General features: G+C 57.2%; 15 protein-coding genes. All 15 read right to left on the bottom strand.

Annotated elements, in window-relative coordinates; genetic code table 11:
• Window position 1: 1 nt before the first annotated feature.
• Window positions 2–1,411, bottom strand: a complete 1,410-nt coding sequence (locus tag C814_RS06755) for an aminopeptidase (protein WP_016314878.1) — start codon at window positions 1,409–1,411, stop codon at window positions 2–4.
• Window positions 1,412–1,438: 27 nt separating this feature from the next.
• Window positions 1,439–2,017, bottom strand: coding sequence for a lytic transglycosylase domain-containing protein (locus C814_RS06750; RefSeq protein WP_016314877.1), 579 nt, complete (start codon window positions 2,015–2,017; stop codon window positions 1,439–1,441).
• A gap of 10 nt (window positions 2,018–2,027) precedes the next feature.
• Complete coding sequence (coaE, locus tag C814_RS0103635; RefSeq protein ID WP_016314876.1) at window positions 2,028–2,816, bottom strand: dephospho-CoA kinase; 789 nt, start codon at window positions 2,814–2,816, stop codon at window positions 2,028–2,030.
• Window positions 2,813–3,865, bottom strand: a complete 1,053-nt coding sequence (locus C814_RS06745; protein WP_051142429.1) for an L-threonylcarbamoyladenylate synthase — start codon at window positions 3,863–3,865, stop codon at window positions 2,813–2,815. The genes coaE and C814_RS06745 overlap by 4 nt, the downstream gene beginning before the upstream one ends.
• Before the next feature lie 19 nt (window positions 3,866–3,884).
• Entirely contained in the window at window positions 3,885–4,961 is a 1,077-nt protein-coding gene (gene prfA, locus C814_RS06740) for a peptide chain release factor 1 (protein WP_016314874.1), read from the bottom strand.
• Between the two features lie 15 nt (window positions 4,962–4,976).
• Entirely contained in the window at window positions 4,977–5,207 is a 231-nt protein-coding gene (locus C814_RS06735) for a DUF951 domain-containing protein (protein WP_016314873.1), read from the bottom strand.
• A gap of 83 nt (window positions 5,208–5,290) precedes the next feature.
• Window positions 5,291–5,437, bottom strand: a complete 147-nt coding sequence (locus tag C814_RS23370; RefSeq protein WP_022788182.1) for a hypothetical protein — start codon at window positions 5,435–5,437, stop codon at window positions 5,291–5,293.
• Window positions 5,430–6,968, bottom strand: a complete 1,539-nt coding sequence (locus C814_RS06730; protein ID WP_016314872.1) for a lipopolysaccharide biosynthesis protein — start codon at window positions 6,966–6,968, stop codon at window positions 5,430–5,432. The genes C814_RS23370 and C814_RS06730 overlap by 8 nt, the downstream gene beginning before the upstream one ends.
• A 9-nt stretch (window positions 6,969–6,977) precedes the next feature.
• Window positions 6,978–7,967 carry a glycosyltransferase family 2 protein gene (locus tag C814_RS06725; protein ID WP_016314871.1) on the bottom strand — a complete coding sequence of 330 codons (990 nt, stop codon included), beginning with the start codon at window positions 7,965–7,967 and terminating at the stop codon, window positions 6,978–6,980.
• Window positions 7,968–7,971: 4 nt separating this feature from the next.
• Entirely contained in the window at window positions 7,972–8,943 is a 972-nt protein-coding gene (locus C814_RS06720; RefSeq protein WP_016314870.1) for a glycosyltransferase family 2 protein, read from the bottom strand.
• Window positions 8,940–9,674, bottom strand: coding sequence for a glycosyltransferase family 4 protein (locus C814_RS24460; protein ID WP_369750544.1), 735 nt, complete (start codon window positions 9,672–9,674; stop codon window positions 8,940–8,942). Before C814_RS24460 ends, C814_RS06720 begins: the two co-directional genes overlap by 4 nt.
• Entirely contained in the window at window positions 9,647–10,012 is a 366-nt protein-coding gene (locus tag C814_RS24450; RefSeq protein WP_016314868.1) for a hypothetical protein, read from the bottom strand. The genes C814_RS24460 and C814_RS24450 overlap by 28 nt, the downstream gene beginning before the upstream one ends.
• Window positions 10,013–10,236: 224 nt before the next feature.
• On the bottom strand, window positions 10,237–10,839 hold the full coding sequence (locus C814_RS06705; RefSeq protein ID WP_016314867.1) for a recombinase family protein: 603 nt from the start codon (window positions 10,837–10,839) through the stop codon (window positions 10,237–10,239).
• Window positions 10,840–11,332: 493 nt separating this feature from the next.
• Window positions 11,333–11,830 (bottom strand): hypothetical protein, encoded by a 498-nt coding sequence (locus tag C814_RS06700; protein ID WP_016314866.1) that lies wholly within the window; start codon window positions 11,828–11,830, stop codon window positions 11,333–11,335.
• A gap of 139 nt (window positions 11,831–11,969) precedes the next feature.
• Window positions 11,970–13,223: efflux RND transporter permease subunit (locus C814_RS06695; protein ID WP_196809893.1), on the bottom strand; the 1,254-nt coding region annotated here is incomplete at its 5' end.

Below are 13,223 nucleotides of genomic sequence, written 5' to 3'. Positions count from 1 at the left end.
GTCAGGCTTCCGAGGCGTACGCCTTAAACGCCTGATAGGTCGCATAAACATCGTTTTTAGAGACCACCTCAAACGGGGAATGCATCGAGAGGACCGGGACCCCAACATCCACCACATCCACATCGAGCGCCGCGATAAACTTGGCCACCGTTCCGCCGCCGCCCAGATCGACCTTGCCCAACTCGCCGGTCTGCCACGAGACCTGCGCCCCGTCCAGCGTCCGGCGCACCTGTGCCATGAATTCCGCAGACGCCTGGCTGGTGCTGTATTTGCCGCCTGAACCGGTGTACTGGGTTACGACAACGCCATAATTCAGGTAGGCGCAGTTGCGTTTCTCAAGGGTATCGCCAAAGGTCGGGTCGAATGCCGCATTGACATCCGCCGAAAGACAGGTGGAGTTGCTGAGTACCTCATGGCCCGCGAACCCGCCCAGCGCGGATGCAAGATCCTTGATGAAGAATTTCAGATAATGGGAGTGCAGGCCGGTGTTGCCGTCCGAGCCGGTCTCCTCCTTGTCGGCGAAGACGGTGACCGTCGTATAGGAGGGGGCGGAAACCTCGAGCGCTGCCATCAGGGACGTGTAGGCGCATACCCGGTCGTCATGCCCGTAAGCGCCGATCATAGAGCGGTCGAAGCCGATGTCCCGCGCCTTAAAGGCCGGTACCACCGAAAGCTCTGCCGACAGGAAATCCGCCTCGACAATCCCATATTTCTCGTTGAGCAGACGGATAATGTTCAGCTTGACCTTCTCGCTGGCCTTATCATCCTTAAACGGGCGGCACCCGACCAGGACATTCAGCTCTTCGCCCTTCAGCCCCTGTGAGAGCGGGCGTTTCATCTGTTCCTGTGCAAGATGTGGGAGCAGGTCTGTCACCGTAAAGACCGGGTCGCCCTCCCCTTCGCCGATCGCAACGGTGAGCGTCTCCCCATCCTTTTTCACAATTACCCCATGCAGTGCAAGCGGGATCGCCCCCCACTGGTACTTTTTAATCCCACCGTAATAGTGGGTTTTGAACAGGGCAATCTGCCCCTCCTCATAGAGCGGGCTGGGTTTGAGGTCGAGCCGCGGGGAGTCGATATGGCTCGCCATAATCCGCACCCCGTCGACGATCGGGCGGGTGCCGATCGTTGCAAGGATGAGCGCCTTGCCGCGGTTGTTGTAATAAACCCGATCACCCGGACGGTAGGCGGTATGCCGGCTGAACTCCCGGAATCCCGCGTCCGAAGCCATGCGCACGATCTCGGAAACCGCTTCCCGTTCGGTTTTGCACCGGTCGAGGAACCCCTTGTACGGCTCGCAGAACGCCTGGGCTGCCTGTTCTGCGTCATCGTCGTTGGTCATGCCCATATTCTTGCGGTTCAGCAGCAGTTTTTCCTGCAAAAGTTCGCCTGTACTTTTCTCATTTTCCATCTGAAATACCTCCCATATCTGTCTGATTCACAGCCCGTAAAGGCGGCGGTAGATTTCCATTGTTTTGTTCACCCGTTCGACATACGCGCGCGTGTCTGCAAACGGGATGTTGGTGACATTCTCCCCATCGGGCGCGTACTCCGGGTCGTCCAGCCACTGCTTGACACTCCCCCAGCCCCCATGGTATGCCGCAAGCGCATTGTCCACTGTGCGGAACTCGTCGAGCAGCATCCGAAGCATCTCGGTGCCGTAGTCGATACTGGTCGGGGGATCAAAAAGCGGGGAAAAGTCGTCGGTTTCGGGTTCGCCGCGGCGCATCCGGACCCAGTTGTAGGCGTCGGGCATCATCTGCATCAGGCCCAGCGCCCCCACCGACGAAACCGCATCCGGCCGGAACCGGCTTTCGGTATGCACCACAGCCAGAACCAGCGCAGGGTCGAGTGACCGCTCCTCGCACGCCTGACCGATCAGCTCTTCATACCGGATCGGGTAAGCCCGGCGGTAGTACGCATCAAAGCCCCGTTTCAGCAGCAGGGACGCGCCGCCAGCAATCCCGAGCAGCCCCACCAGCGCGCATAAAAAGGCAACCGCCCTCTGCCAGAACATCCTTTTCCGGCTAATCTTCCTGTTCTGCAAGCTCTTCCAGCTCCCCGCTATCCGGTGGCTCCTCCGGTTTCTCGTCCGGCGGTTGATCCGCGGACGGCTCCTCTGTCACAGGTGGTTCTGTCTCCGGCTCCTCTTCCGCAGGCGCCGGTGCGGGCGGCTCCAGCGGCAGACGGTAGGACCCGTCCTCCCACGACCGCTCCAACCGGTCGTAGAGCGCCAGAAACGCGGCTTCAAACGCTGCAAAATCCGTATCGTTGTGCAAAACCTCATGGGAACGCCCGGTGTAAAAAGCGTCCGGGTTCTGCGCATTGATCCGCAGTTCCGCATCCTCCCGGCTGATCTGGTCGCGGGCGATCACCCGCTCGATACGGGTGTCCCGGTCGGCGATTACTGCAATGATCCGGTCACACCGGCGGTTCAGCCCGGATTCAAAGAGGGTGGGTGCATCGAGCACCACCATCGGCAGGCGGCGGGCCTTCGCGTTTTCTAGTTTATGCACAATCGCTTCAATGATGTACGGGAAAGTAATATCATTGAGGCGTTTCAGCTTGTTTTTGTCCCCGAAACAGAGTTCGGCGAGCCGGGCGCGGTTCAGGCTCGCGTCCGGATGGATCACCTCGGTAGAAAATTCCAGCACGAGGTCCATCAGGCAGTTGGCCGACTGTTCGATCGCATCCCGCGCGACCCTGTCAGCGTCGATCACCTCGACCCCGCGCGCGGCAAACATCCTGCTCAGGCTGGACTTCCCCGCTCCCGACTGCCCGGTCAGCCCGACCACCATCGTTCCGCTTTCGTTCACGTTGCTGATTCCTCCCATCCAAGTCTGATCTCTGTAAAGCCCGCGGCGCGCAGAAGCCGGTTATAGACCGCCTGTCCAACCCCATCCGGGCTGTCCACCCGGGCATAGACCGACGTAAGCCCCAGTTCATCGATCCGGCGGAGCGCCCCGAACAGCGCCTGCGCCTGCGAAACGGGGTCATCCCGCCTCCCATAGGTGACGCAGGGATGTCCGCCGAACCGCGCCTGTTCCCCCTCAAAACAGAGCACCCCGCACCCGGGCGGCTGCGCCTCGAGATAAGCGGCAAACTGCACAAGGGTCCCCCAGAGCAGGACCACCCGCGCCTTGGGGGCGTAGTGGCGGTATTTCATGCCGGGGGACGCGGCCTTTGCCCCATCCGGCAGATGGGCAAACACCCCCGGGTCGAGCCGGATGTCCGGCAGCACCTCCCTGAGCATCTCCAGCGTGACCGCACCTGGGCGCAGGATGGCGGGCGGGTCGGTGCAGAGGGTCAGGACGGTCGACTCCACCCCGACTGTGCAGCTTCCTCCGTCTATGATCGCGTCCACCCGGCCGGTCAGGTCCTGGATACAGTGTCCGGCACAGGTCGGGCTTGGCGAACCGGAAAGGTTGGCCGACGGCGCGGCCAACGGTGTCCCGGCGCGCCGGATCAGCTCCCGCGCAACCGGGTGGGAAGGCATCCGCAGCGCGACCGTCTCCAGCCCGCCCGACGTCTCGTACGGCACCCGCGCGGACTTCTCAAGGATCACCGTCATAGGGCCGGGCCAGAACCGTTCTGCCAATGCAAAATAAGCATCCGGCAGGCGTTTAACCAACGGGCGCGCCTGTTCGGGGTCCGCGATATGTACAATCAGCGGGTTGTCGCTCGGGCGCCCTTTGGCCGCATAGATCGCCGATGCTGCCGACGGGTTGAGCGCATCCGCCGCCAGCCCATAGACTGTCTCGGTCGGGATCACGACCAGACGGCCCGCACGCAGCAACGCAGCGGCCCGGTCGAGCGCCGCTGCATCCTGTTCGATGTCAAAAACCCTGTATATGCTTGTCTCCAATCTTCCATCCCCCACCCGGTCAGGCATCCTGCGAAGCCTGCAATTTTTCCGCCTGATCGAAGGTCATCAGCGCGTCAAGCAGCTCGTCCAGGTCCCCGTCAATGATGCTGTCCAGTTTATAAAGGGTCAGCCCTATCCGGTGATCGGTACACCGTCCCTGCGGGAAGTTATAGGTGCGGATCCGCTCCGAGCGGTCCCCGGTCCCCACCTGTAACTTCCGTTCGCTTGCGATCCGGTCATTCTGTTCCCGCACTTTGATGTCCAGCAGACGGGACCTCAACACCTTGAGCGCCTTGTCCTTGTTCTTGTACTGGCTCCGCTCGTCCTGACACTCGACCACCATGCCGGTTGGCAGATGGGTAACCCGGATTGCGGAGGAAGTCTTGTTGACATGCTGCCCGCCGGCTCCACTCGAACGGAATACGTCGATCTGGAGGTCCTTGGGATCAATCTCCAGCTCAACCTCCTCCGCCTCGGGCAGCACCGCGACAGTCACCGTCGAAGTGTGGATGCGGCCCTGTGCCTCGGTCTCGGGCACCCGCTGGACCCGATGCACCCCGCTTTCGAATTTCAAGCGGGAATAGACCCCATCCCCGTCAAGCGAGAAGCTGACCTCCTTATAACCGCCCAGCTCGGTCTCATTCGCACTCAAAATCTCGCTCGTCCAGCCCCGGCTCTCGGCGTACATACTGTACATCCGATAGAGCGAACCCGCAAAGAGTGCCGCTTCATCCCCGCCAGCGCCCCCGCGGATTTCAATAATGACATTCTTTTCATCGTTCGGGTCCTGCGGCAGCAGGAGAACCCGCAGCTCCTGCGAGGCGGTTTCGATCTGGTCACGGCTGGCGTCAAGCTGCTCCTGCGCCAGTTCACGCAGTTCTTTGTCCAATCCGCCCTCCCCCAGCATCTCCCGCGCTTCCTCAAACGACTGCTTCGCTTGACGGTATTCCTGGTATTTTTCTACGATCGGGGTCAGACGCTTATATTCTTTCATCAGGGAGGTATACAGCTCCTGATCGTTGGTCACATTCGGCTCCATCAGCTTGTGGTTGATCTCGTCATACCGCGCTGCGACCGCTTCCAGTCTGTCTAACATCTTCCGGCTCCTTTATCAAATACTGCTGTCCTGCGAGGGCTTTGGCGGATTTTTCTCGACCTCTTCCCCATTGCGGAAAATCTTTTTGATGTTCCGTTCTACCTTGGCGCGCGGGATCATCACTTCCCGTCCGCACCCGGTACAGCGGATCCGGAAATCCATCCCGACCCGCCCGACTGAAAACTGCCGTTCCCCACAGGGATGCGGCTTTTTCATCAGCAGGATATCCCCCACTTGTACATCCATCCAAACCCACCTCCGCAAGCTATTTTTCCGATCTGCTATAATCTATTATTATACAAAATTCCCGCCGGTTACGCAATAGGTGCCTATTCTTTTTTCTTGTCTGAAAAGTGTAAAAATAAATTGCGAAAGAGGCCTTTCGCAAAAAGTGCCTCTTTCGCAATCCTTTTGATATCACTAAAAAAGGGTTGGCTGCGACCGTGTATGACCTGCTCTGCTCCGGTTTTATCCACACGGCCCTCTTTTTTTCCGGTCTGTGCCCATCCGTGTAAATAGCTCCTTCAAAAAACGCATCTCAGGCATTCGCCAATAAACAACCAGACAAACCATGTTTGGCACCACTGCACAGAGCAGAGCCTTCCACAAAAATCCCAAAATGTTCGTTTCCGTTATTCCGCACAGCAGCTTTGTCAGCCCTCCGGCAGCGGCGGCCACCGCCAGATGGAAGAAATAGCACGAGAAATACTCGCCGGGCGCCTGCTTCAATCCATAGCGGAAGAGCCCCAGCGGTTCGATCCAGAAGGGCATGGACATCGTACTGATCAGCGTCCCGGTCAAAACGCCGGCAATCCCCCATCTTCGTGCAAGAACAATGGAAACCCCCAGATTGACCAGTGCCTCAAAGATTGATTTATAGCGCTCGTCCCAAAACAGCCCCATAACACTTTTGCTGTTTGCCACCGGGATCCGCATACTGGTTATGTAAAAATTCACCACAATCAACAGGACCGTCCCGGAGGGAAGCAGATATCCGGCCCCCAGCCAGAGCTCGATAAATGGATCATAGAGACACAGCAGACAGATGCTCATCCACCCGAACAGCCACGCCGCACAGAAATTGAGACGACGGAAGGCCGTTCTTTTCTCCTGCACTGTAGAGGTGACAGTCAGATTCCCCAAGACGGGCATAACGGCATTGGACAGGGCATTGACCGCTATATTCAAAAGGCCCCGGAGCATCATGTAGTTGGAGTACAGCCCGGTGGTTTCAATGCCCACAAATTTGGAGATGAGAAGATTATCCGTACTGAACACCGCTACGGATCCAATCCGGTGGAGGATCATGGCCCCTACATTCCGGCGGATATCTCCCAGCACTTCCTCCGGAAGGGGGCGGGCCTCCCGCTCCCGCAAAAAGGGATATAACCGATCGGCCTGGGCCGAGACCACCATGTTCTGCACCAGAGTGGCCACAACAGCGATGTACAGATAATACACATAGTTATGGGTGAGCAGCAGCACCGTGATCTGCGCCCCGGTGGCGAACAATGCCACCACCGTACGGACCGTGGCGTCGATGTACTTCTTTTGATACACGAACAGCAGCGTGGACTTATAGGACCAGAAATAGGAGATGCCGGTATTGACTACGGTCAGGGCATAGATCAGGGGGATGCTGGGGATGTCCCCCGGCATTTCCTTTACAAAAAAGTTTAGAAACGGCGCCAGCGCCAGCCCCGCCGCCAAGACCGCCGCGCCCACCGCTCGATAAACCCGGCGGTACAGCCGGACCAGGGATTTGATGAGCTCTGTATCCCCCTGGGCCACAGGCCGGTACAGGCTATAAGTGATGGATACCCCAAACCCCAGCTCCGCTAGTGAGAGCGCGGATAGAATATCTGAGAACAGCCCGTTTAGGCCTAAATACGCTTTTCCCAGTGTGAAAACGAACACCCGGCGGGATGCGAACTTCAGCGCGGCCAATATGAGTTCACTGGCCAGTATAAACTTTAGGTTTTTTGCCACATGCTTTGTTGCATCCATGCGATTCCCTCACTCCGCCCCCGATCTCAGCCGCTTGACCCAGCAGTAGACAGTGCCCGCAGCCCAAAAGAGGGCAGCGTGAGTTCGCAGTGTCAGCACTGCCGCTATGGTCTTTCTCTTCCGGCAGAAGGACAGTGCCCGCCAGCTGAAATGGCGGCGGCTGTGGTTCTGAAACAGCTTCAGATACTCCCAAAGCGGCCCATCCGTACCGCCCTCCACCGCCTGCATGGCCAGACGCACCCCGGTTTCCAACGCCAACAACCGGAAGCAGGACACCGCCTCGGGGGAAAGCCAGCTGGGCGCTTCGGTGCAGATATTGTCCAAAACCGACAGTACAGTGCATCGCTTTTCGTTTACACCGCTGTTGATCAGGCTGCCTGTACGGTAGGTATAGTGGTACAGCCGGCAGGGGATGCAGCTGATTCGCTCCACACGCTTGAGCAGCTGATAAAAAAACAGAAGGTCCTCACAGCATAGCGCTTCCTCGATGAAAGGCGTTTCCTTCACCAGCTCCATAGGATAGATTTTACCCCACACCGTCCACAGGAAGGAAGTTCTCTGGGCCAAGCATTGGACCGCCTCCGTCCGGGAATAGACAGCGGCAGGGCTTTCCTCCAGCCCCATACCCTCATTCCCGCACACGCAGATATCCGCTCCGGTCTCCCGCCAATTACGGTACAGCGCCTCCAGAAGACATGGCTCCACGTAGTCATCCGCGTCGATAAAAACAGCGAATGCCCCCGCCGCCCTGCTTACACCCTGGTTTCGGGCGGCGGATACCCCTCGGTTGGACAAAAGATGCACACACTGAAACCGTTTGTCCCGGGCCACCCAACCGTCGCAGATCTTGCCGCTGCCATCGGTGGATGCATCATCCACCAGGATAACCTCCATATTGGGATAGGTCTGGGCCGCGATGGAACCGAAGCATCGCTCCAGATATGGCTCCACGTTGTACACCGGCACGATGACGCTGATCTTTGGGGAATTCCGTTCCATGACCTTACCCACCTTTCAGCCCTTTGAGACGCAGAAAGGCAGCGGCGATCCCCCAAAACACCATCGCTCCCACACACAGCGCCAGTGCAGCTGCCGCATCCTTTTTGGATGGAAAGAGGGACAGCGCCCTCCAGCTGAAATGCCGCCGGGCGTCATTGCTCAGCTTCTTCAAATATGCATAAGCAGCCCCATCCTCCGCCCCTGCTTTCACGGTCAGCATAGCCATGCATCGGTCGGTTTCCAATGCCAGCCGTCGGAAGTGAGGTTCGGCCTTCGGGAAAGCGATGGCGGCGTCCCGGCAGACCAGCTCCTGAACAGCAAGAGCGGTGCACTTGCGCCCACTCATCCCGCTGCGCATCTGACTGCCTTCCCGGCTGACGTAGTGATACAGCACATCGGGAATGCAGCTTACCTTCTCTGACCGTTTGAGCGCCTCATAGAGAAAGAGAAGGTCCTCGCTGTAGAAAACATTTTCGTCGAAGGGGCACGCGCGCGCCAGCTCGGCACAGTAGAGCTTGCCCCACGGAACATGGTTGAAGGGCGCGCCCTTAGCCAGACAGCATACCGCCTCCGCCCTGGAATAGGTCCGGGCCGGACCGCTCTCCAGCCGGATTCCGTCCGCCCCGCAGGTGCTGATATCCGCACCGCTCTCTGTCAGGCTGCGGTACAGTTTTTCCAGCAGGTCAGGTTCCACATAGTCGTCTGCGTCCACAAAAGAGAGGAACGCCCCTGCCGCCCGCCCTACGCCCTCGTTCCGAGCGGCGGACGGTCCCCGGTTGGCGGGGAACCTCACATACTGAAATCTTTCGTCCCGCTCTGCATACTCCTTGCATATCTGGCCGCTGCCATCGGTGGATGCGTCATCCACCAGGATAACCTCCATATGGGAATAGGTCTGGGCTGCGATAGAATCCAGGCACTGCCGCAGATATGGTCCGGCATTATATACCGGTACCACCACACTAATCAGGTTCATTTCTTCACCTTTCCTTCCGCTGTCCAGCGGTAGTACTCCGCCAATCTCTGATGCATTTCCTGTACACTGAACAATGCCTCCGCCCGCTCCCTGTTGTTGACGGACATGTGGTTCAGCTTCTCCACATCACTGCCGCACCGCAGCAGAGCCTGCGCCAGGGCAGGGACATCGCCGGGCTCTACCAGGATGCCGTTCGCCTCCGTAACCACCTCCGGGATGGCCCCCACACGGGTGCTGATGACAGCCTTCCCTGCCGCCATTCCTTCTAGGATGGCCATGGGCAAGCCCTCATGATAGGAGGGCAGGACCACAGCGGCGGCATTTTTCAGCAGCTCCAGCTTTTTTTCTCCGTCCACCCAGTCCAACACTGTGACGTGGCTGCCCAGCTCCTTTTCCGCCACCATGCCCCGGATCCGCTCCACCTCACCGTCTCCCGCTATGCAGATGGTCAATCCCGGGGCTTGTTTCACTGCCAGAGCCGCTGCCTCTATGAAATCGTAGGTCCCCTTCCTGGCCCCCATGCGGCCCAGCATAACAAAAGAATGGAGGTGCTCCGCCGGGTCGGAGACTGCCGCCTGAAACGCGGCGAGGTCCACACCATTGTACAGCACCTGGCAGATTCCGGTATGGAACCGCTCCTCCAGTTCCCGCCGCCATCCCTCCGACAGGGCTAAAACCAGGTCCGCACGATGAAAAAAGCGGTCTACAATCGCTTTCCCCCAGAATCCCAGACTGTCGTAAAAGTCCAGAAACTCCGCACCGTGTATATGTATAACTGCCTTTTCCCCGCACGCTTTATTTTGCGCAGGTAGAGGTTTTTACGAAAAACGCTTCCCTTTTCCGCGGTATGTATATGGAAAAGGTCGTATTCCCGATAGCAGGCCAAAAAGCGAAGATAGGCATATGCGCAGTACAGCAGCCGCCGGAGCAGGCTGCCATCTATGCAGGAGGGAAAGACGGTAATCTCAAACTCCCGGCTTAGTGTCCTGCTCTCCCGTATGCCCCGGATCACCGCAGCCATCCCGCCCCGGGAACCCGTCTCGCTGGGACCGATCACCAGTACCTTCATGAGACGCCTCCTTTACTCATAAAGCATTGAGAAACGCGTCCAGCGATGCCAGAAACGCCTCTGTATTGGAACGAAACGGCGCGGGCCTGTAATCCTGAACCCATTGCAGGGCTTCGGCCAGCCGTTCCACCTCCGGACAGGCACAGACCAGACCCATTTCATGGAAACGCTGCGTCAGCTCCAGCTGGTGGTCATCCACATATTGTTGTAAAAGCGTTGCTTTTTCAAGTTGTTTCTGCCTGTTTATACAGTTCTGCCCGGTAACGAAAGGTGGCCAGCACCATTCCGCATTCCTTGGCGGCAGCTGTTCCCGTGATCGTTCCAGCCTTCCATCGTTGGTAGGCGCTGTGATAGTTATCCGGCAGGGGCTTTGGGGGCCTGCCGAATCTAACGCCTCGGGCTTTTGCCGCTGCAATGCCCTCCGCTTGGCGTTGGCGGATATTGGCGCGCTCGTTTTCCGCCACAAAGGACAATACTTGGAGGACAATATCGCTGAGGAAGGTTCCCATCAGGTCTTTGCCCCGGCGAGTGTCCAACAGCGGCATGTCCAGCACCATAATGTCAATCCCTTTTTCTTTGGTCAGCACTCGCCACTGTTCTAAAATTTCTCCGTAGTTGCGTCCCAGACGGTCGATGCTCTTGATATAGAGCAGATCGTCTTTTTTCAATTTCTGCACCATCTGGCGGTATTGCGGGCGTTCAAAGTCTTTGCCGGACTGCTTATCCATAAATAGGTTTGCCTCCGGCACTGCCATCTCCCGCAAAGCAATAATCTGCCGGTCCTCGTGTTGTTCCCGTGTGCTGACGCGGATATAGCCGTAGATCATGTTGAAATCCCTCCTGTCATTGTTTGAAACACTCCCCTTACTGTTCCCCGTTTGATTCGGATAATTTGTAATGGCTTTCCTGGAAAAGACCGCTCCACGCGCTTGTAGAGCGGTTTTTATCATACAATATTCTCATTCTGCTGTCCAGGCAGCGTCATCACGAGGCCGGCGTCTTTCGCACATCTGAGGGACAGTCAGGTGTTCTTCGTTTGATTCAACTGGCTATATAAAAACCATATTTAAATTTATTTTTCAAAATAAAACGCCCGCCGGACCATCCATCCGGCGGGCATTTTTCAGCTCCTTTTGACCCCAATACAAAGTTCTCCGCGAAACAGCCGCACCTGGAAAGCAGATGCGGCTGTCCTGATCTGTTCAACGAAATTCCGGGGGAATTGCCATCCCTTCGCTGGTCTGCGGCTGCTCGCGCCGGTTACGGCGGAAGAGAGAGCGTTTCCCTGTCTGGCCGCCCTTTCTCCGGCGGTCCTCACCGTCAAATGGCAGGAGAAGCAGCAAAACCAGAGGATTCTTTATAGCGAATATTTTTCACACCAGCAACAGATGCAATCGCGGCTTTGTTTTCATCCGAAGTATCGCTGGTATAGACAGACAGGGCATTTTCCGGTTCATACAATCCTACAGCAACGATTGCCAGCTCATTCTGATGCTCGAGAAGCCGTTTCTGCGCAGATTCTAACTCGTCCAAAGAATATTCCGCCTCTTCAATTATAATTTCCATCTCTCGGTTCCTAACTACATTTTGAAGCCTCCGGGATTTCAGAAGTGCTTCCCGATCCTTGGCAAAAATATGGAGAACCCCGTCTTCATCATAAAATACCCCCCCGTATGCGGAAGAATCCAAATCATCAATCAGTTCACTTACAGAACTTTTACCTGCTACAGCTATCTCATCAGCAGCAGACGCGACAGATATTGTTCCAACGCAACACATGATCCCTGCGGCAAGTAATAATGCTAATTTTTTTCTCATCGTTAGCCCTCCTATCATTAATTTTATAATACAATAAATAAATTAAAATTTCAATTGATAATAAATACAAATTGAAATATTTTGCAAATACAAAAAACCAGTTGTAGTGATAACAACTGGTTTTTATGTTTCTATATTTTCAACGAAATTCCGGGGGAATTGCCATCCCTTCGCTGGTCTGCGGCTGCTCGCGCCGGTTGCGGCGGAAGAGGGAGCGTTTCCCTGCCTGGCCGCCCTTTCTCCGGCGGTCCTCACCGTCAAACAGAAGATAGACGGTCGGAATCAGGATGAGGGTCAGCAGGGTCGAGAAGGTCAGACCGCCGATGACGACAATCGACATCGACTGCATCATCTCGACCTGCCCGCCGATCCCGATAGCGGTCGGGAGCAGGCCAAGAACGGTGGTGAGGGTGGTCATCAGGATCGGGCGCAGACGGGTGCGTCCCGAGCGGATCAGCGCATCGCGGGCGGACATACCGTGTTCGCGCCGCAGGACATTGGCATAGTCGATCAGCACGATCGCATTGTTGACCACGATGCCGACCAGCATGACCAGCCCGATCAGGGAGGTCATCGAGATCGACTGCCCGGTGATCATCAGCGCGAAGAATGCGCCTGTCATCGAGAACGGCACCGACAACATGACCACCAGTGAAAACCGCATCGACTCAAACTGCATTGCCATGACCACGAACACCAGAAAGACCGCTGCAGCAAGCGCGCTGTAGATCGCGTTGAACTCATCGTTCATCATGCGCATGTTGCCGCCCTGGCTGATGTTCACCCCCTCGGGCAGATCCATCTGCTGGATCCGCTGCATGATCTGGTTGGAAAGGGCGGAATCCGACATACCGGTCGCTGTCTGCCCGGTCACCGAAACCTGATAATCCCCGTCCTGCCGCTGAATCTGGGACGGGCTGTTGTTGTAGACAATCTCGGCCACGTCGGTCAGCGGCACCTTCCCGCCCGAGCTGGTTGAGATCATCAGTCCGGAAAGGTCGCTCACATCGTGATAGCGCCCCTCGGGATACATTACCTTGATGTTGTATTCCTCGTCGCTCTCCTGAATGCTCCCTGCCTGAGTGCCCGAAAGCATGTTCCGAACGGTCGAGACAACCGCTGACGGGGTGGTACCGATCGCAGCGGCCTGCACCGCATCGACTACGATCTCTGCACGCGGGCTGCCGTCCGACAGACTGGTCGACGCGGACACGACCCCTTCAAACGACTGCATGACGGTTTTGACCTCATTGGCAGTCGATTCGAGTGCGCTCAGGCTGCTGCCGGTCAGATTGATCGTGACCCCGCGGCTGCCAAACGACATGCTGCTGCGTTCCGAAACCTCGACACTTGCATTGTCGATCCCCTTGGTCTGCTCCCGCATCAGGGTAAT

The organism is Anaerotruncus sp. G3(2012) (genome assembly GCF_000403395.2).
GTDB lineage: Bacteria > Bacillota > Clostridia > Oscillospirales > Ruminococcaceae > Anaerotruncus.
The sequence above is the reverse complement of the archived record's forward strand: the minus strand, read 5'-3'. Positions and strand labels throughout refer to the sequence as shown.

What these genes read in the sequence shown, in the direction of transcription:
- C814_RS06730 (WP_016314872.1), bottom strand. Translation starts at nt 6,968, where the DNA reads ATGGATGCAACAAAGCATGTGGCAAAAAACCTAAAGTTTATACTGGCC.
- C814_RS06750 (WP_016314877.1), bottom strand. Translation starts at nt 2,017, where the DNA reads ATGTTCTGGCAGAGGGCGGTTGCCTTTTTATGCGCGCTGGTGGGGCTG.
- C814_RS06755 (WP_016314878.1), bottom strand. Translation starts at nt 1,411, where the DNA reads ATGGAAAATGAGAAAAGTACAGGCGAACTTTTGCAGGAAAAACTGCTG.
- C814_RS06705 (WP_016314867.1), bottom strand. Translation starts at nt 10,839, where the DNA reads ATGATCTACGGCTATATCCGCGTCAGCACACGGGAACAACACGAGGAC.
- C814_RS06735 (WP_016314873.1), bottom strand. Translation starts at nt 5,207, where the DNA reads ATGGATGTACAAGTGGGGGATATCCTGCTGATGAAAAAGCCGCATCCC.
- C814_RS24450 (WP_016314868.1), bottom strand. Translation starts at nt 10,012, where the DNA reads ATGAAGGTACTGGTGATCGGTCCCAGCGAGACGGGTTCCCGGGGCGGG.
- prfA (WP_016314874.1), bottom strand. Translation starts at nt 4,961, where the DNA reads ATGTTAGACAGACTGGAAGCGGTCGCAGCGCGGTATGACGAGATCAAC.
- C814_RS06700 (WP_016314866.1), bottom strand. Translation starts at nt 11,830, where the DNA reads ATGAGAAAAAAATTAGCATTATTACTTGCCGCAGGGATCATGTGTTGC.
- C814_RS06725 (WP_016314871.1), bottom strand. Translation starts at nt 7,967, where the DNA reads ATGGAACGGAATTCCCCAAAGATCAGCGTCATCGTGCCGGTGTACAAC.
- C814_RS06720 (WP_016314870.1), bottom strand. Translation starts at nt 8,943, where the DNA reads ATGAACCTGATTAGTGTGGTGGTACCGGTATATAATGCCGGACCATAT.